Below are 15,931 nucleotides of genomic sequence, written 5' to 3'. Positions count from 1 at the left end.
ATCCGACATGCCCCATGTAGTCACGCAGGCGTGCTGCGGCGACGCCTCGTGCGTCTACGCGTGCCCGGTCAACTGCATCCACCCCACTCCGGAGGAGCCCGGTTTCGGCACCTCCGAGATGCTCTACATCGATCCGTCGACCTGTGTCGACTGTGGCGCCTGTGTGAGCGCGTGCCCGGTCGGCGCGATCGTGCCCGGCCATCGGCTCACCGATGAGCAGGCACGTTTCACCGACGTCAACGCCGCACATTTCGATCCGACCGGCGACGGCGCGACACGTTTCCCGGTCGACCCCGCACGACGACTCCCGCTGGCCCCCATCGACAAACCGCATCAGCTCGCCGTCGACGCCCCGGTGTCGGTGGCCATCGTCGGATCCGGGCCCTCGGCCATGTACGCCGCAGACGAACTCCTGCGACAACCGCAGATCTCGGTCACCGTGTACGAGCGGCTCCGCCGACCGTTCGGGCTCGCACGTTACGGAGTCGCGCCCGACCACCTGTCCACCCGGTCGGTGATGCGGCTGTTCGACGACATCGCCGGCAACCCGCGTTGCGACATCCGGCTCGGCACCACGATCGGGCGCGATCTCACCCTCGACGATCTACGGGAGCGTCACTCCGCGGTCATCTGGGCAGGCGGCGCACCGACCGATCGTCGTCTCGCGATCGACAACGCCTCGGCACCCGGCGTGCACAGCGCCACCGCGCTGGTCGGTTGGTACAACGATCACCCGGACCACGACCACCTGGACATCGATCTCGCCACCTCCCGGGCCATCGTGATCGGCAACGGGAACGTGGCACTCGACGTCGCCCGCATCCTCACCGCGGATCCCGAAACCCTTGCCGACACGTCCATCTCCCGACACGCGCTGTCGGCGCTGCGGTCGTCGGCGATCGACGAGGTCGTCGTGCTGGGCCGCCGCGGTCCGACGCACGCCGCCTTCACCCTGCCCGAGCTGATCGGCCTCGTCGACCACGGCGCGAACGTCGTCGTCGATCCCGACGACCTGGCACACGCGCCCGCTCCTGCGGCCGACGACGCGACGACTCGCGCCAAGCTCGACCTGTTGACCGAGGTCGCGGCGAGCACACCGCGCCGCGGGCGTCGCATCAGGCTCTCCTTCCATCGCTCCCCGGTTGGCGTCGCGGTGGATACCGACGGCCGGGCCGCCGGCGTCGTGGTCGCCCACAACACCGTCGACGACACAGGGGCCATCACGCCGACCGGCACGACCGAGACCATCGACGCCGGCCTCGTCCTCACCTCCATCGGGTACCGCGGGGTCGCGGTACCGGGGTTGCCCTTCGACGACGCCCGTGGCGTGATCCCGCACGATGGCGGCCGCGTCGTCGACGACGGGGCGCCGGTGCCCGGCATGTATGTGACCGGGTGGATCAAACGCGGGCCGTCGGGGTTCATCGGCACCAACAAGACCGACTCGGCAGAGACCGTCGCGTCGCTGCTCACCGACCTCGAGGCCGGACTGCTGCCCGACCACGGGCGTCCGCGCCGCCGCCGGATCCTGAGCAGACGGGGCTGACCGCCTCTCGCCGGCTCGGCCCGCGGGCCGACGAGGTCCTCTACGGGACCCGAGCGATCTGGGACAGACGTCCCACTGCAATCGGATCTACAGTTTCGCAAAAGTCGTTGTGCACAAACGAATACGCGCAGGAAACAGTTGTGTCACGTTCGTCCGCCCGGACGACCACCCGGGGTTATTCTGAGTCCCTGTTGCTCTGGGGGGTGGCCAGTTGTGAGGACGATGTTCTCGCGGTTCGACTACATCGACGCTGCGCGGGAGACCGGCACGCAGTTCGTGGAGTTGGTGCGCACTGTCGCCGACCCCGAGACCCGTCTGTCCGCCACGCCATCGTGGACCGTGGCGGATTGCCTCGGACACGTGTCGTCGGCGCCCGGCCGCTACCTCGATCTCGCCCGTGGCGAGGGCTCGTGGTCGCGCCGGGCGACAGACCTGCCCGACTTCAATGCCAAGCAGATCGCCAACCTGACCACGCGTGACGTCACGCTGCTCACCGACAACCTCCTCGGCGACCTCGACCGCCTGCTCGATGAGGTGTCGCATTTCGGCGCACGGGTACCACTGATGAAGTTCGACGGCGACCGGTGCATCCGGTCCGACGCCGCGCTCGGCATCCTCATCGGCGAGTTCGTCGTACACGGCCACGATGTCGCCTGCGCGATCGGCGCCCCATGGGATATCGACCCCGCGGTCGCCCCGCTGGTGGCGCGGGGCCGCCACCAGATCCTGCCCGACTGGGTGGACGAGATCGCGTGCGAGGGACACTCGGCGACTTACGACATCCGGTTGCGCGGGTGTGCCGAGCGTTTCGTCTACGAGTTCACCGACGGCAGGTTCGAGATCGATCCGACCGATCCCCGGCCTCCTGACGTGCACATCAGCGTCGATCCTGTTGTCGCGTTGCTCGCCGCGTACGGACGTGTCTCACCCACCTGGGCCGCGCTCACGGGCCGCGCTTTCGCGTGGGGCGCCCGGCCCTGGCTGGCCACAAGTCTGCACAGGCGGTTCATCCCGGCGTGATCCGGCCGATGGCCACTGTCCGAGTCACGACATTGCACCGGCTCAGGAAGACTCGCTGATCATCACGGCCACCGTGCCCGGTACGAGTGCCGCGAAGACGTGCTCGATGTCGCCCGCATACGAGACGTAGTCGCCGGACCCGAGTTCCACCGCGGCGTCAGTGGGCCCGACGCGCGCCCGTCCGGAACTGATCACCACGTGTTCGACGACTCCGCGTGAGTGCGGCGCCGAGACACGTGGTTCACCCGGTTCGGCCCTGATGAGGTACATGTCGCGTCGTGTTCCCGGCCGCGCTGTCGAGAGCAGCGTTGCCGAATAGTCGGCGGCCGCGGCCGGGATCACCGGGCCGTCGCCGAAGCGGATCACCTCCACCGGGTGCACGGGTGCGTCCAGGAGCGCCGAGAACTGCAACCCCAGTGCCGTGGACAGCGCCCAGAGCGTCTCGACACTAGGGTTGCCGTCTCCCGACTCCAGTTGCGAGAGAGTCGATTTGCCGATCCCTGCACGCCGAGCGAGCTCGCCGATCGACAGTCCGGCCCGCGTGCGTTCACGTTTGAGCGACGCCGCCACCACCTGCTTCGGGTTGATCCCCGGCGATGCGTCGGCCGGGTCACGCTCAGGGTCGTTCACTGAACGGGACGACCGTCCTTCTTGACGAACACCATCCATAGTGTCCATCATAGTGGTCATGCGTTCGGCCTGGAGAACACTCGACCCGTCGGCGGTTCGCGCCATCGTCGTGATGAGCGCGTCCGTGCTGGTGATCGGCGCCTCCTATGGTGTCGCCGCACACACCGCAGGACTCGCGTGGTGGCAGATCCTCACGATTGCCACGGTGGTGCTCGCGGGGTCGTCGGAGTTCGTGTTCGTCGGTGTGATCGCCGCAGGCGGGGCCCCGCTGGTCGCCGCACTCGCGGGACTGCTGGTGAACACCCGCAATTTCGGCTACGGACTGTCCGTCGGCAAACACCTCGGACGCGGGCTGTCGCTCGCCCTCGGCGCACACCTGATCAACGACGAGACCGCCGCACTCGCATCCGGCGAGCACGATTCCCGACGCGCACGTGCCATGTTCTTCCTGTGCGGCATCGGCATCCTCATCGGCTGGCCGCTCGGGTCCGTGCTCGGTTCGGCGATCGGCGGGCTGGTCGCGAGCCCGGAGACCCTCGGTCTCGACGCCGCCTTCCCGGCGCTGCTCGCCGCGCTGGCGGTCCCCGCGCTCCGCGAGCAGACCACCCTCGCCGCCGCACTGGTCGGCGGCGGTATCGCGGTAGTCGCCTCGCCCTTCCTCCCCGCAGGCGTGCCGATCATGCTCTCGCTGGCAGGCGTTGCGATCGTCGAGATCGTCCGGCGACGCCGATCCCCCACCCCGGCAAAGGAAGTCATGGATCACGACGAAGTCGGACACGCGCAGGAGTCAGTGCGATGAGCACCACGGGACTCTTCGTCGGTGTCGGCGTGCTGGCCGTCGGGACGTATCTGATCAGACTGGCCGGACCCGCGCTGCGCAGCCGATATGAGGTGAGCCCGCAGGCCGCTGCGGTGATGGACCGGGCAGCGATCGTCCTGCTGGTCGGGGTCGCCGCCACCGGAGCACTGTTCGCCGGCCACGATCTTGTCGGCTGGGCACGGCCGGCGGGGGTGACGGTGGGGATCATCGCCGCGCTATGCAAGGCACCACTCGTGGTGGTCGTGGTGCTGGCGGCCGTGGTGGCGGCGGGTCTCCGCGCCGCCGGAGTCGCGTAGCCGGTCATCCCGCAGGGGCCGTTGTGGTCCTTGAACGTCGAGGACCCCCGGAACGTCGGAATCCACCCTCGCGTGCGCGAAGGTGGATTCCGGAAGAGTGAGCCGGCTGGGTCAGCGAGCGCCGGCCGGAGCGCCGGCCCGGGTTGCCCGTCGACGCTGCTGGTTTGCCGGTCGACGACCGTGCGACGACTCCCCGGTGTGCGGCTGCGACTGGGCGGTCGCCGAGCGACCCGTCCCGCGACGACGCTGACCCGAGTGAGCGGAGCCGGACCGGTCGTTCGCGGCCTGGCCGTTACGCCCGCCCGGTCGACCACGACGCTGGCCGTTCGACTTCGGCGCCTGACGCTGCACCGGCTGCTCCACCGGCGTGACGTACGCGGCGCGCGGCCCGACCAGGGTGTCGACCTCGGCGGACTTGGCATCCACACGGGTCGGGGTCACCTTGATGCTCGCCTTGCGCAGCAGGCCGGCGAGATCACGACGCTGCTCGGGCAGGCAGACGGTCACCACGTCGCCACTGCTGCCCGCACGGGCGGTGCGACCGGAGCGGTGCAGGTACGCCTTGTGCTCGGCAGGCGGATCGACGTGGACGACGAGTTCCACCCCGTCGACGTGGACGCCACGCGCGGCGACGTCGGTGGCCACCAGGACGCGCACGCCCTCGCCGCCGAACGCCTTCAGGTTCCGGTCACGCTGCGCCTGACTGAGATTGCCGTGCAGGTCGACGGCGGGGATGCCGCTGTCGGTGAGCTTCTTGGCCAGCTTCTTGGCCTGATGCTTGGTGCGCATGAACAGGATTCGTCGTCCCTGACCGGAGGCCAGTTCCTGGACGAGTCCGTTCTTGTCGCCGGGCGACACCTCGAAGACGTGGTGGGTCATCTCGACGGGAGCCGTGGTCTCCTCGGTCGAGTGGATCGACGGCTTGTCGAGGAAGCGCTTGGCCACCTTGTCAACGCCGTTGTCGAGCGTCGCGGTGAACAGCATCCGCTGCCCGTCGGCCGGTGTCGCCGCCAGGATGCGGGTCACGCCCGGCAGGAAGCCGAGGTCGGCCATGTGGTCGGCCTCGTCGAGAACGGTGATGTCGACCTGGTCGAGACGGACGATGCGCTGCTGCATCAGGTCCTCGAGACGGCCGGGGCAGGCGACGACGATGTCGACGCCGCGGCGGAAGGCATCTTCCTGCCGCTTCTGGCTGACACCGCCGAAGACGGTGGTGACGGTGAGGTTCATCGCGCGGGCCAGCGGGGTCACCACGGCGGCGATCTGGGTGGCCAGTTCACGGGTCGGAGCCAGGATCAGACCGGTCGGTGAACCGGGACGGCGCGGGACGTCGAGCTCGGCCAGTCCGGCGACCATCGGGATCGCGAACGCCAGGGTCTTACCGGAACCGGTCTTGCCGGAACCGATCACGTCGTCACCCGCGAGGGTGTCCTTCAGGGTCTCGGCCTGGATCGCGAACGGTTCGGTCTTGCCTTCGGCGGCAAGGACATCGACGAGTTCGGCGGGCACGCCGAGAGAAGCAAAAGTAATGGACAAGGTCCGTGTCTTTCTGTAGTGGACACGCCACAGCAGCAGGTGAACAGCTCTGCAAGGTGTCGATGGCGAAGACGCATCTGTGCGTGTTCGTTCGCCGTACGAAGTCAAAGAGCAGGCACTAACCGGCCTGTCGAAGAAGCGTTCTACGACGCGTTGACGGCACCTGATCGGTGCATCAATTGAAATCAACGTTACGCGACTTCTGACAGCACGGCCAAATCAGGTGACGCAGATCATGACAGCTGGCGAGCGGGGCAATCCAGTTGACGACCGGGACACGCCGGAGGCACCATGCGATACGTGTATCCATCCATGTCGTCGCCCGTTGGGCGTGGGGAGGTCGTCGGCGTCGTGCACGCCGACAACTGACGACACCGCCCCGACAGACGCGGATCTCACCCGACCGGGTGTCCCGCGTCCGGTCACGCCTACCCCTGTCACGACGATCCATCAAGGTGTCGATACACATGCACGCACTCACCGAATCTCAGATTCGCAAGTCCTTCGTCAATGCTTCCCTGCGAGAACGCAATGCGCTCACACTCCCGCCCGACTTCGCCGACATCGACTGGGAGAACACCGATTACCTCGGCTGGCGCGACCCGAAACTGCCGCTGATCGGCTACATGATCGTCCCGGTCGACGACCGACCGGTCGGCATCATGCTTCGGCTGGGCGGTAGGCAGCCTCGAACCCGGCCGCAGTGCTCGCTGTGCGAGGACGTCCAACTGCCCAACGAGGTCGCGTTCTACAGCGCGAAACTCGCCGGCCCGGCGGGACGCAAGGGCAACACCGTCGGAACCCTGGTGTGCTCGAACTTCGAGTGCTGCGCCAATGTCCGGGTCCGTCCATCGAAGATCTACGCAGGCGACGACCCCGAGGCCGTCCGCAGCCAACGGATCGAGTCGTTGCGGACTCGCGCCGACGGCTTCGCGCGGCGAATCCTCGACAAGGGCTGATCAACGACGGCTGAAGAAAGACTGCCAATGAACGACGAAGCGCGGTTCCGACGATTCGGAACCGCGCTTTCGTTTGGGTGGAGCTTGTTCATCTGTGGAGCTAAGGGGAATCGAACCCCTGACCTACTCGATGCGAACGAGTCGCGCTACCAACTGCGCCATAGCCCCGGGCGGTCATCGACTGACCGGCCGTTGGCCACTTTAGCAGCCTGTCGCATCGATCTCACACACCGCCACCCGGCCGGCCGTGGCGTGGGTTCAGGCCCGATCTCCGCCCGCCGGCTCGGCTAGTCTCGCCGTATGGCCGAAATGTCGGACGCACAGGTCGCGGGGGTGCTCGACCGCGCTGTCGCAGGTATCAACCCAGTCCTCGACACCCTGGCGCACCGCGATCCGCTTGGTCTCAAGCGGCATACTTTCCACGACGACCGACACCAGGATTCGACGGTGCAGCGGGCCCTTCATCTGTTCGCCGACGCGCTCGACGTCACCGACTGGCCCGGCACCAAGGGCTGGTCGCAGCGCTCGATGAACAGCCGCGCCGACTGGTGGATCAGCCGGATCGGTGCGGTGAACAACATCGCGGTCGCCTACCCCGGTGTCTTCGGCGCGTGGACGAGGCGATTGCCGCTGTCGTCGACGCTGGGGTTCGCGAACCAGGCGATGGTCCTCGTCGCGGTCGCCCGCGAGTACGGAGTCACCGAGCGTGCTCGCCAGGTCGAGTTGCTGGCAGCGGTGCTGTGCGGCCGCACCGTCGACCGGACGGAGTCGGGTACCGGCGAGCGCCCGCCACTGCCCACGGAGCCCGTGCAGCGCAGGCACACGCTGGTCGGCACGGTCTGGGAGACGGCGAAGGTCCTGCGCAGTCTCACCGGCGAGATGGAACGCCGCCCCGGGTCGCCCGGACCACTTCGGCTCCTCACGTATATCCCGATCATCGGCGCTCCCGCGAGCTACATCGGCGAACGATTCGCCCTCGCACAGGCGACTCGACAGGCCCGCAAGTGGATTGCCGACCATCCCGAGGCGATCACCCGGGCCTGACCGACACAGATGACACCAGAGCCGCACGCCGTGACAGATATGTCCGTGGCATGCGGCTCTGGTGTCGTCTGTGTCGCTGCGGTCAAGCTCAGCCGGCGACGCGGCGAAGTTCTCCGTCCTCACGCATCATCCGACGGCGCTGGAACGGCGGCAGATGGTCGAACACCGGGTCCTCGTCGTCGAGTTCGAGGACGGTGGCACCACCGGGACGTCGCAGCCGCTGCGGCGGTGGGGCCGCGGCGAATTCGGGCACGGCCTGCTGCCTACGCCGACGCTCGGCCTGCTCCCGCTCGGCCCGGCGGGCACGAGCCGCGCGCTGTGCGCGGATCTTCTGCTCGGTCGCCGCGGTGCGTCGCAGGTAGGCCAGGTAGGTGAGCAGCACCACCCCGACAACTCCTGACGCGAACCATCCGGTGAGGCCCAAGAAGATGCCCGAGGCCAATGCGGCGATGAGCAGGATGATCATGCCGAGCAGGACGCGCTGACGTTCCCGGTAACGCAGCTGGGTTCGCCGGGCATCTGACGACTGTGCGGTCTGGCGGCGTGGCGTCGACCTGTCGGTCACCGAGGGCTTGGTCGGCCGCTCATCCGTTGCGGCGACGGGTTCGTCCTCGAAGTCGTCCTCGTAATCGTCCTCGATGTCGTCGTCATATTCGTCGACCTCGTCGTCATACTCGTCGTCGAAGTCGTCGTCATATTCGCCGTACTCGCCTTCCTCGTACTCGACGTCGTCGTCCGAATCGTCGTACTCGTCCTCGAGATCGGCGTCGTCATCGATGTCTTCGGCGTCGTCGATCTCGTCGACAGTGGCGATCTCGGCGTCCTCGACATCATCGAGCTCGTCTTCGACGTCCTCGCGCTCGGGATCGACGAACTCGCCGTCCACCGTGACCTCGTCGTCGTCATCGACGGTGGCATAAGTTTCGGCATCGGCATCTGATTCTGCGGTGACCTCATCGCTGCTGTCGCCGTCGCGCTCGTCGTCGGAATCGACCTCGGCCGCCGGCGTTTCCACGTCCTCGTCGGACTCGACGGTCGGTGCCTTCACCGCAGCACCCGTGGCCCGGCTGACAGTGGACTTGCGCGTCGATCGACCGACCTCGGAATCCGTTGCGTCCGTGTCGGTTTCGGTTTCGGTGTCGTCACGGTCCAGGACCGCGGTGCGTGCACTCGTCGTGGAGCGCTTCGTGCGGTCGGCCTTCCACGACGGGTCGTGGGGATGACTCCCCGATGCTCGACGGCGGGTCGTTCGGGTACGGGTGCCTCCGCGGTGCAGCAGACGGGTCTCCTTGACGGCATCTGTCGTCTTCCGCATCTGTGGCCGGCCTTTGATGACCATCGGTACCAGTACGAAAAGCCATACGGCCACGAGGCAGACCCACAAGACTGAGTTCGGCATGCGACTCTCCCTTCTTTCACTCTGGTTACACGAGGCCACCTCACAATCTAGGGGTGCTCATGCCTCGGCCAGCGCAGACGCGCCGGGCGTCGGCGACATTCCACGAATTCACAGAGCGCTCTCAGGGCGGGCGTGATTCGCCCCTAATCGGCGACGAACCTCGCGTCCACAGACACTGCGATGTCGATGTCCTCCGCGTGCAGCTCCAGCGCCGGGTCGGATACACCCGCAGCGCCGACGGCCATGCGGCGTGACAACCGCGGCGAGGGCTGAGGTTCCGACAGCATGTCGGGATCGGCGAGCTGCGTTGCCACCACGGCGCCTCGACCGACCGCGTCGGCATATGCCTGCGCCTTCGCGACGGCGTCGTCGACGGCCTCTCTGCGCAGGTCACGTTCATATCGTCGCCGGTTCTCCTCGGCGACATCCCACCGCACGCCGCCGACTTCGACTCCGTCCGTCGTCGCCCAACGATCGATGAATTGCGAGAGCGCCTCGAAGTCGCCGAATCGGGCTTCGATCTCGATGCGGGTGGAGAACACCGGGTCCTGGCGACTCCCGTCGGGATGAACCGGCCGTTGACCGAACACCCTCACCGAATCACTCGACCAGTCGGTGACCGCGTTCCCGGTCGCCAATTCGCTGAGATCGTCCACCACCGGGCCGTGCACACCGACGGCCTCCCGATAGACAGTGTCCCGCGACGACCCCTCGAGCTGGATGGCCAGTCGGAGAATCGCCCGCTCAGGGCGGAACTTTCGGCGCGCGACACCCCGGACCACGATCTCCAACGGCGACATGACGCCGACGATACGTTCCCACTCGCAGTTGAACGAGCGTCTAGTGGAACGACGCTCTGCCGGTCCGCACCAACGCCTCGGCCGCGCTCCCGGCGATCTCCTCGGCCGTCAGGGCGAACAGGATGTGGTCGCGCCACCGGTTGTTCACGTCCATGTATCGCTCGAGCAGACCCTCACGCCGGAACCCCACCTTGGTGAGGACCGCCTGCGACGCCACATTCGCGGGCTGGACCGTCGCGTCGAGACGGTGGAGGCCTACCGGCCCGAAGCAGTGGTCGACGCCCAGGGCGACCGCAGCCGTCGCGATGCCCTGACCGAAATGCTGCGCGTCGACCCAATAGCCGATCCACGCGCTGCGCACCGCGCCCCGCTGGATGTTGCCGACCGTGAGCTGGCCGATGTACCTGCCGTCTAGTTCGATGACGAACGGCAGCACCGCGCCGCGCTTGGCTTCGGCGCGCAGTACCGAATACAGGGGCGGCCACGATCCGGGATGATGCCGTTCGGCCCAGGAGCCGATGCCGCTCGGTTCCCACGGCAGCAGAGTGTTCTGGTTTCGGATGCGCAGCTCGCTCCACGCCTTCGCATCCCGCAGTCGTACCGGCCGTAATCCCACCGCTCCCGCTTGGGTGCGCAACGGCCCCAGCGTGGCGGGCCAGCCGGGATTGATCTGCGCCCCGGTCAACCACCTCAACACGGATCGGAGTCTAATGCCCGGAAGGCTCGGTCATCCCCGCTGTGCAAGGAATGCCACCTCGACCTCGTCGCCGGTTCCCAACTCCTCGACGTCGGGTTCCACGATGATCAGGCAATTGGCCTCGGCAAGCTCGGCGAGCAGATGCGAGCTCCCGGTCGGGGACGCACCGATGACCTGCACGAGGTACTCCCCGGACCGCTCGTCACGCATCAATTGCCCGCGCAGATAGCCCTTGCGCCCGGCGACCGATGCGATCGGACCGATGGTGCGGGCCTTGATGACGCGCCGCATCGGCTGCCGCTTCCCAAGGGCGATCCGGATCAGCGGCCGCACCATCACCTCGAAGGTGACCAGCGCGCTCACCGGGTTGGACGGCAACAGGAACGTGGGCACCTCGTCGCGGCCGAGACGGCCGAATCCCTGTACCGAACCGGGATGCATGCCGACGCGCACGATCTCCAGATCGCCGAGGTCGCTGAGCGCATCCGCGACCACTCGCGACGACTTTCCGCCGACGGCACCGCAGATCACCACGATCTCCGACCTGATCAGCTGCGCCTCAACCACTTCCCGCATCCGCGAGGTCTCCCGCTCGGCGATGCCGACCCGGTTGACGTCCGCGCCGGCGTCGCGCCCCGCGGCCGCCAGCGCGTAGCTGTTGACATCGAAGATCTGGCCGGGCCCCGGCGAGCGATCGATGTCGACGAGCTCACTGCCGATCGAGATCACCGACATCCGCGGTCGCGGATGCACCATGACGCGTGCCTGCCCGACCGCCGCGAGCAATCCGACCTGCGCCGGACCGATGATCGAGCCTGCTCGCACCGCGACGTCGCCGGGCTGCACGTCGTCACCGATGCGACGGACGTAGTCGCCGCTCTCGACGCCGTGGCCGACTTTCACCTTCTGCTCACCGCCGTCGGTCCAGCGCAGCGGGATCACCGCGTCGGCCAGCGTCGGCATGGGCGCCCCGGTCTCCACGCGGACGGCCTGGCGAGGTTGCAGACGTGTCGGTGTGCGCGCCCCCGGGCCGACATCACCGACCACCGGCAGCGCCACGATCATCGGCTCGCCGGGTGTGAGGTCGACGAGATCGGCTCCCCCGGAATCGAAATCCTCGACGTCCTCGGGTGCGATCGCACCCGCGAGGCCGACGTCGACCGCGCGCACGGCGTACCCGTCGATGGCAGCCTGATCGAATCCGGGCATCGGCCGCTCGGTGACGACCTCCTCCGCACACATCAGGCCCTGGGCCTCGGAGATCGCCACGCGGACCGGTCGCGGCGCGACCGCGGCGGCGGTCACCCGGGTCAGATGATCTTCGACCGAACGCATCTCACCTCTCGCCCCCATCTCGGCTGACACAGTTGGGCTAGACGTTAGCCGCCACCGGTCGCCGGTGGGCGCAGGCGCGCTGACGTCGGGCGTCTGCCGAGATCATCAGCCTTCGGCGAGCCGCTTCTCGAGCCACTCACGCAAGTCGGGGCCGTAGTCGTCGCGATCGAGGGCGAAATCGACGGCCGCCTTCAGATAGCCACCGGGATTGCCGAGGTCGTGGCGTGTGCCGCGATGCACGACGACGTTCACGGGTTCGCCCTCCTCGATCAGCAGGGCAATCGCGTCGGTCAGCTGCAACTCCCCACCCGCACCCGGTTTGATGCGGCGGAGGGCGTCGAAGATCTTGCGATCCAGGATGTAGCGACCGGCGGCCGCCAGGTTCGACGGCGCGTCCTGCGGCTTCGGCTTCTCGACCATCCCCTTCAGGCGCATCACGTTGGGGTTGTTGGCGTCCGGGAGTTCCTCGACGTCGAAGACGCCGTAGGCACTGATCCGGTCGGACGGGACCTCGATCGCGCACAACACCGACCCTCCGCGACGCTCCCGGGTCCGTGCCATCACCTCGAGGACGCCACCGGGCAGGACCAGGTCGTCGGGCAGGAGGACCGCGACGGCATCTTCGTCGTCGTCGAGATACTGCTCGACGCAACCGACCGCGTGGCCGAGCCCGAGGGGCTTCTCCTGAACCACCGAGGCCACTTCCAGGAGTGAGGGCGCCTTGCGCACCTTCGCCAGCATGGCCGCCTTGCCGCGCTTCGCGAGGGTGCTCTCGAGCACCAGATCTTCGACGAAGTGTGCGACCACGCCGTCCTTGCCGGGCGAGGTGACGATCAGCAGCCGCTCGGCACCTGCGGCCTTGGCCTCCTCGGCCACCAGCTCGATGCCGGGGGTGTCGACGACGGGCAGCAATTCCTTGGGCACGGTCTTCGTCGCGGGCAGGAACCGGGTTCCGAGACCGGCGGCCGGCACGACCGCGGTTCGCGGGATCGGAGGTGTGTTCGGCACAGACTGGTACTCGGTGAACGCGTCGGTAGTCTGGCTCACGTCACTGGGGGTCATGGGAACACCCTAGTTGCGATCCCTGCCAGAATCCTGTTGACGAGTTCTCAGAATCCTGGCGCGGCGGACTCGAGGAGCTGCCGCGATGAACCGAAGGCGGTCGGGTGCGGACGATGAAGAGGCGACTACGAACCGAGTTCGAGGAGCGCCGGATCTCCCGCTCGTTCCCGGTGCGTCAACGAGCCGCCGCCGACCTCGCCGAATGGATCTATTCGGCACCGTTCCGCCTCGAATACGACGTGACGGTTGCCGCCTACATCCCCTTCGGTTCCGAGCCGGGATCCCCGGCTCTGCTCGATGCCCTCACCGATCGCGGGGTGACGGTCCTGGTCCCCGCGGTGCCCGGCGGCGAACCGACCGCACTGGACTGGGTGCGCTACGACGGCTCCGATTCGCTGACGCGAGGCCGGTGGGGCCTTCTGGAACCCACCGGCGACCGACTCGGCACCGACGCCGTCCGGGCGGCATCGGTCGTCTTCGTCCCGGCGTACGCGGTCGACAAATCGGGGACACGACTCGGCCGCGGTGCCGGCTATTACGACCGGACCCTGACCGGTCTCGCCGCAGACGTGGTGGCCGTCGTCTTCGACGACGAGGTGGTGGAGTCGCTGCCGACCGCACCGCACGACGTGCGCGTTGGCTGGGTGCTGACGCCCGGGAGCGGCTTCCGCGAACTCGGGTGAATCGGCCGTCAGGCAGGCGTGGGCGTGGCGGCCTTGCTGTCGCTCGACGACGAACCACTGCTCGACGAGGAGTTGCTGCTGCTCGACGAAGAATCCGAGGACGAGCTGCTCGATGAGCTGTCTGTCGACGAGGTCGACGTCTCACTGGAGCTCGAGCCCGAGCGGGAATCGGTGCGGTAGAAGCCGCTGCCCTTGAACACGATCCCGACGGAGTTGAACAGCTTGCGCAGCCGTCCCGTGCACTGCGGGCATTCGGACAGGGAGTCGTCAGAGAACGACTGCACTATGTCGAACTTGTTGTCGCACTCCGTGCACGCATACGAGTAAGTGGGCACCGAAACCTCCGGAAAGTAGTGATCGCCGCCCATACTAACCGAACTTGGCACTCCAACATTCCGAGTGCCAAGCTGCGGGGTCGCGCAGAAATTCTCGAGGTCATTCAGCGGTCAAGACAAAGTCATGAAATGGTAATCCCCACGACTTCGTCCTCAGACCATCCGAACCTCACGGGAATGATGAGATGTCCGACTTCCTCAGCTCTGTCAACGGCTACATCTGGAGCAACGCGCTCGTCTATCTGTGCTTGGCCGCAGGTGTGTACTTCTCCGCCCGCACGCGGTTTGTCCAGGTGCGCCAGATCCCCGAGATGATCCGCCTGATGTTCAAGGGAGAGAAGTCTCCGTCGGGCGTCTCGTCCTTCCAGGCCCTCACGATGTCGTTGGCGGGCCGGGTCGGCACCGGCAACATCGCCGGCGTCGCGACCGCCATCGCCTTCGGCGGGCCGGGCGCCCTGTTCTGGATGTGGGCGGTCGCCTTCCTCGGCGCGTCGACCTCCTTCGTCGAATGCACCCTCGGACAGATCTACAAGACCCGCGACAAGCTCACCGGGGAGTACCGAGGCGGCCCGGCGTACTACCTGAGCAGGGCGCTCGCCCACACCAAGGCCGCTCCCGTGTTCAAGGTCTACGGCCTCGTATTCGCGGCGGTCACCGTCCTCGCCTGCGGCCTGTTGCTGCCGAGCGTGCAGTCGAACTCGATGGCCTCGGCGATGAGTGAGGCCTGGGGCGTGTCCAAGTGGGTCGTCGCGGTCGCAACCGTGATCCTGCTCGCGTTCGTGATCGTGGGAGGGGTCAAGCGCATAGCGGCGTTCGCGTCGATCGTCGTGCCGTTCATGGCGATCGTCTACATCCTGTTCGCACTGGTCATCGTGCTCCTCAACGCCTCGGAGGTGCCCGAGGTGCTCCGGCTGGTGTTCGCGAGCGCCTTCGGCATCGACTCGGCGTTCGGCGCGATCATCGGCTCGGCGATCATGTGGGGTGTCAAACGCGGTATCTACTCGAACGAGGCCGGCCAGGGCACCGGGCCGCATGCCGCAGCGGCGGCCGAGGTCTCGCACCCCGCCAAGCAGGGACTCGTGCAGGCCTTCGCGGTGTACGTGGACACCTTGTTCGTCTGTTCCGCCACCGGATTCCTCATCCTGTCGACCGGCGCGTACCGGGTCTTCGAGGGCGAATCGGAATCGGGTGCAGTCATCTCCGACGGCGGTTCCCTGCCCGCCGACGCCGAGGTCGGGCCGACCTTCGTCCAGACCGGCTTCGACACGCTGTGGAGTGGGGCCGGATCGAGTTTCGTGGCGATCTCGCTCGCATTCTTCTGCCTGACGACGATCATCGCGTACTACTACATGGCCGAGACCAACCTCCGGTTCCTCCTCGGCGACGCGGCCACCCTCTACATCCGGCCGCTGCGCAGCACCCTCGGCTCGAACCTGACCATGCTGCTGCAGGCACTGATCCTGGTGTCGGTCGTCATCGGTGCGGTGTCGACCGCCACTGATGCCTGGACGCTCGGCGACATCGGCGTCGGACTGATGGCCTGGCTGAACATCGTCGGCATCATCATCCTGCAGCAGCCGGCTTTCCGCGCACTGCGGGACTTCGAGCGGCAACAGAAAGCCGGCCGCGACCCCACCTTCGACCCGTCGGCTCTCGGCATCGTCGGCGCGACGTTCTGGGAATCGTATGACCCCCGATCGAAGGCATACCAGGAGGAGTCCCTGAGCTCCTGAGGTCCGGCCAGAGACGAAGCGCCCCCGCATCCCGCG

At 67.3% G+C, this 15,931-nt stretch carries 16 protein-coding genes and 1 tRNA gene; 8 read left to right on the top strand and 9 right to left on the bottom strand.

The genetic code is table 11. The features are described from left to right. Nucleotides 1-7 precede the first annotated feature (7 nt). Together OVA31_RS17740 and OVA31_RS17735 are read left to right on the top strand one after the other, a co-directional pair. Nucleotides 8-1,546 (top strand): 4Fe-4S binding protein, encoded by a 1,539-nt coding sequence (locus OVA31_RS17740; RefSeq protein ID WP_267627932.1) that lies wholly within the window; start codon nucleotides 8-10, stop codon nucleotides 1,544-1,546. 213 nt (nucleotides 1,547-1,759) lie between these two features. Further along, entirely contained in the window at nucleotides 1,760-2,566 is an 807-nt protein-coding gene (locus OVA31_RS17735; RefSeq protein ID WP_420714066.1) for a maleylpyruvate isomerase N-terminal domain-containing protein, read from the top strand. 42 nt (nucleotides 2,567-2,608) lie between these two features. Here OVA31_RS17735 and OVA31_RS17730 read toward each other — a convergent pair whose 3' ends face one another. Continuing rightward, entirely contained in the window at nucleotides 2,609-3,235 is a 627-nt protein-coding gene (locus OVA31_RS17730) for a helix-turn-helix domain-containing protein (RefSeq protein ID WP_267627930.1), read from the bottom strand. Between the two features lie 19 nt (nucleotides 3,236-3,254). On the opposite strand from OVA31_RS17730, the gene OVA31_RS17725 reads away from it, so the two are divergent. Together OVA31_RS17725 and OVA31_RS17720 are read left to right on the top strand one after the other, a co-directional pair. Then, nucleotides 3,255-3,995: an AzlC family ABC transporter permease gene (locus OVA31_RS17725; protein ID WP_267627929.1), complete on the top strand. Its 741-nt coding sequence runs from the start codon at nucleotides 3,255-3,257 to the stop codon at nucleotides 3,993-3,995. After that, complete coding sequence (locus OVA31_RS17720) at nucleotides 3,992-4,312, top strand: AzlD domain-containing protein (RefSeq protein WP_267627928.1); 321 nt, start codon at nucleotides 3,992-3,994, stop codon at nucleotides 4,310-4,312. The genes OVA31_RS17725 and OVA31_RS17720 overlap by 4 nt, the downstream gene beginning before the upstream one ends. Nucleotides 4,313-4,423: 111 nt before the next feature. Here OVA31_RS17720 and OVA31_RS17715 read toward each other — a convergent pair whose 3' ends face one another. Continuing rightward, nucleotides 4,424-5,848 (bottom strand): DEAD/DEAH box helicase, encoded by a 1,425-nt coding sequence (locus OVA31_RS17715; protein WP_267627927.1) that lies wholly within the window; start codon nucleotides 5,846-5,848, stop codon nucleotides 4,424-4,426. Nucleotides 5,849-6,315: 467 nt separating this feature from the next. Between OVA31_RS17715 and OVA31_RS17710 the strand changes: the two genes are divergently transcribed. Then, nucleotides 6,316-6,807 (top strand): FBP domain-containing protein, encoded by a 492-nt coding sequence (locus OVA31_RS17710; RefSeq protein ID WP_267627926.1) that lies wholly within the window; start codon nucleotides 6,316-6,318, stop codon nucleotides 6,805-6,807. 95 nt (nucleotides 6,808-6,902) lie between these two features. Here OVA31_RS17710 and OVA31_RS17705 read toward each other — a convergent pair. Beyond that, nucleotides 6,903-6,975, bottom strand: a tRNA-Ala gene (locus OVA31_RS17705). A gap of 132 nt (nucleotides 6,976-7,107) precedes the next feature. Here OVA31_RS17705 and OVA31_RS17700 point away from each other — a divergent pair. Further along, nucleotides 7,108-7,851, top strand: a complete 744-nt coding sequence (locus OVA31_RS17700) for a hypothetical protein (RefSeq protein WP_267627925.1) — start codon at nucleotides 7,108-7,110, stop codon at nucleotides 7,849-7,851. An 88-nt stretch (nucleotides 7,852-7,939) separates the two neighbouring features. Here the strand turns inward: OVA31_RS17700 and glpR are convergent, their stop codons facing one another. The 5 genes from glpR to OVA31_RS17675 form a co-directional block, all read right to left on the bottom strand. Further along, complete coding sequence (gene glpR / locus OVA31_RS17695; protein WP_267627924.1) at nucleotides 7,940-9,250, bottom strand: gephyrin-like molybdotransferase receptor GlpR; 1,311 nt, start codon at nucleotides 9,248-9,250, stop codon at nucleotides 7,940-7,942. A gap of 143 nt (nucleotides 9,251-9,393) precedes the next feature. Next, the gene (locus OVA31_RS17690) at nucleotides 9,394-10,050 is read right to left on the bottom strand and encodes an SIMPL domain-containing protein (RefSeq protein ID WP_267627923.1); all 657 of its coding nucleotides are present in this window, start codon (nucleotides 10,048-10,050) and stop codon (nucleotides 9,394-9,396) included. Nucleotides 10,051-10,090: 40 nt separating this feature from the next. Next, on the bottom strand, nucleotides 10,091-10,747 hold the full coding sequence (locus OVA31_RS17685) for a GNAT family N-acetyltransferase (protein WP_267627922.1): 657 nt from the start codon (nucleotides 10,745-10,747) through the stop codon (nucleotides 10,091-10,093). Between the two features lie 30 nt (nucleotides 10,748-10,777). Beyond that, on the bottom strand, nucleotides 10,778-12,082 hold the full coding sequence (gene glp / locus OVA31_RS17680; RefSeq protein WP_267627921.1) for a gephyrin-like molybdotransferase Glp: 1,305 nt from the start codon (nucleotides 12,080-12,082) through the stop codon (nucleotides 10,778-10,780). Nucleotides 12,083-12,187: 105 nt separating this feature from the next. Further along, nucleotides 12,188-13,144: a UTP--glucose-1-phosphate uridylyltransferase gene (locus tag OVA31_RS17675; protein WP_267627920.1), complete on the bottom strand. Its 957-nt coding sequence runs from the start codon at nucleotides 13,142-13,144 to the stop codon at nucleotides 12,188-12,190. A 113-nt stretch (nucleotides 13,145-13,257) separates the two neighbouring features. On the opposite strand from OVA31_RS17675, the gene OVA31_RS17670 reads away from it, so the two are divergent. Then, nucleotides 13,258-13,827: a 5-formyltetrahydrofolate cyclo-ligase gene (locus OVA31_RS17670; protein ID WP_420714065.1), complete on the top strand. Its 570-nt coding sequence runs from the start codon at nucleotides 13,258-13,260 to the stop codon at nucleotides 13,825-13,827. Between the two features lie 8 nt (nucleotides 13,828-13,835). Here OVA31_RS17670 and OVA31_RS17665 read toward each other — a convergent pair whose 3' ends face one another. After that, on the bottom strand, nucleotides 13,836-14,162 hold the full coding sequence (locus tag OVA31_RS17665) for an FmdB family zinc ribbon protein (RefSeq protein WP_267627918.1): 327 nt from the start codon (nucleotides 14,160-14,162) through the stop codon (nucleotides 13,836-13,838). Between the two features lie 185 nt (nucleotides 14,163-14,347). On the opposite strand from OVA31_RS17665, the gene OVA31_RS17660 reads away from it, so the two are divergent. Beyond that, nucleotides 14,348-15,895, top strand: coding sequence for an alanine/glycine:cation symporter family protein (locus OVA31_RS17660; protein WP_267627917.1), 1,548 nt, complete (start codon nucleotides 14,348-14,350; stop codon nucleotides 15,893-15,895). The last annotated feature ends 36 nt before the right edge of the window (nucleotides 15,896-15,931 follow it).

Source organism: Gordonia sp. SL306 (genome assembly GCF_026625785.1).
Lineage (GTDB): Bacteria > Actinomycetota > Actinomycetes > Mycobacteriales > Mycobacteriaceae > Gordonia.
The sequence above is the reverse complement of the archived record's forward strand: the minus strand, read 5'-3'. Positions and strand labels throughout refer to the sequence as shown.

Coding starts and splice junctions, on each gene's coding strand:
- OVA31_RS17740 (WP_267627932.1), top strand. CDS start 8: ATGCCCCATGTAGTCACGCAGGCGTGCTGCGGCGACGCCTCGTGCGTC.
- OVA31_RS17730 (WP_267627930.1), bottom strand. CDS start 3,235: ATGGATGGTGTTCGTCAAGAAGGACGGTCGTCCCGTTCAGTGAACGAC.
- OVA31_RS17725 (WP_267627929.1), top strand. CDS start 3,255: ATGCGTTCGGCCTGGAGAACACTCGACCCGTCGGCGGTTCGCGCCATC.
- OVA31_RS17720 (WP_267627928.1), top strand. CDS start 3,992: ATGAGCACCACGGGACTCTTCGTCGGTGTCGGCGTGCTGGCCGTCGGG.
- OVA31_RS17710 (WP_267627926.1), top strand. CDS start 6,316: ATGCACGCACTCACCGAATCTCAGATTCGCAAGTCCTTCGTCAATGCT.
- OVA31_RS17700 (WP_267627925.1), top strand. CDS start 7,108: ATGGCCGAAATGTCGGACGCACAGGTCGCGGGGGTGCTCGACCGCGCT.
- glpR (WP_267627924.1), bottom strand. CDS start 9,250: ATGCCGAACTCAGTCTTGTGGGTCTGCCTCGTGGCCGTATGGCTTTTC.
- OVA31_RS17690 (WP_267627923.1), bottom strand. CDS start 10,050: ATGTCGCCGTTGGAGATCGTGGTCCGGGGTGTCGCGCGCCGAAAGTTC.
- glp (WP_267627921.1), bottom strand. CDS start 12,082: ATGCGTTCGGTCGAAGATCATCTGACCCGGGTGACCGCCGCCGCGGTC.
- OVA31_RS17675 (WP_267627920.1), bottom strand. CDS start 13,144: ATGACCCCCAGTGACGTGAGCCAGACTACCGACGCGTTCACCGAGTAC.
- OVA31_RS17670 (WP_420714065.1), top strand. CDS start 13,258: ATGAAGAGGCGACTACGAACCGAGTTCGAGGAGCGCCGGATCTCCCGC.
- OVA31_RS17660 (WP_267627917.1), top strand. CDS start 14,348: ATGTCCGACTTCCTCAGCTCTGTCAACGGCTACATCTGGAGCAACGCG.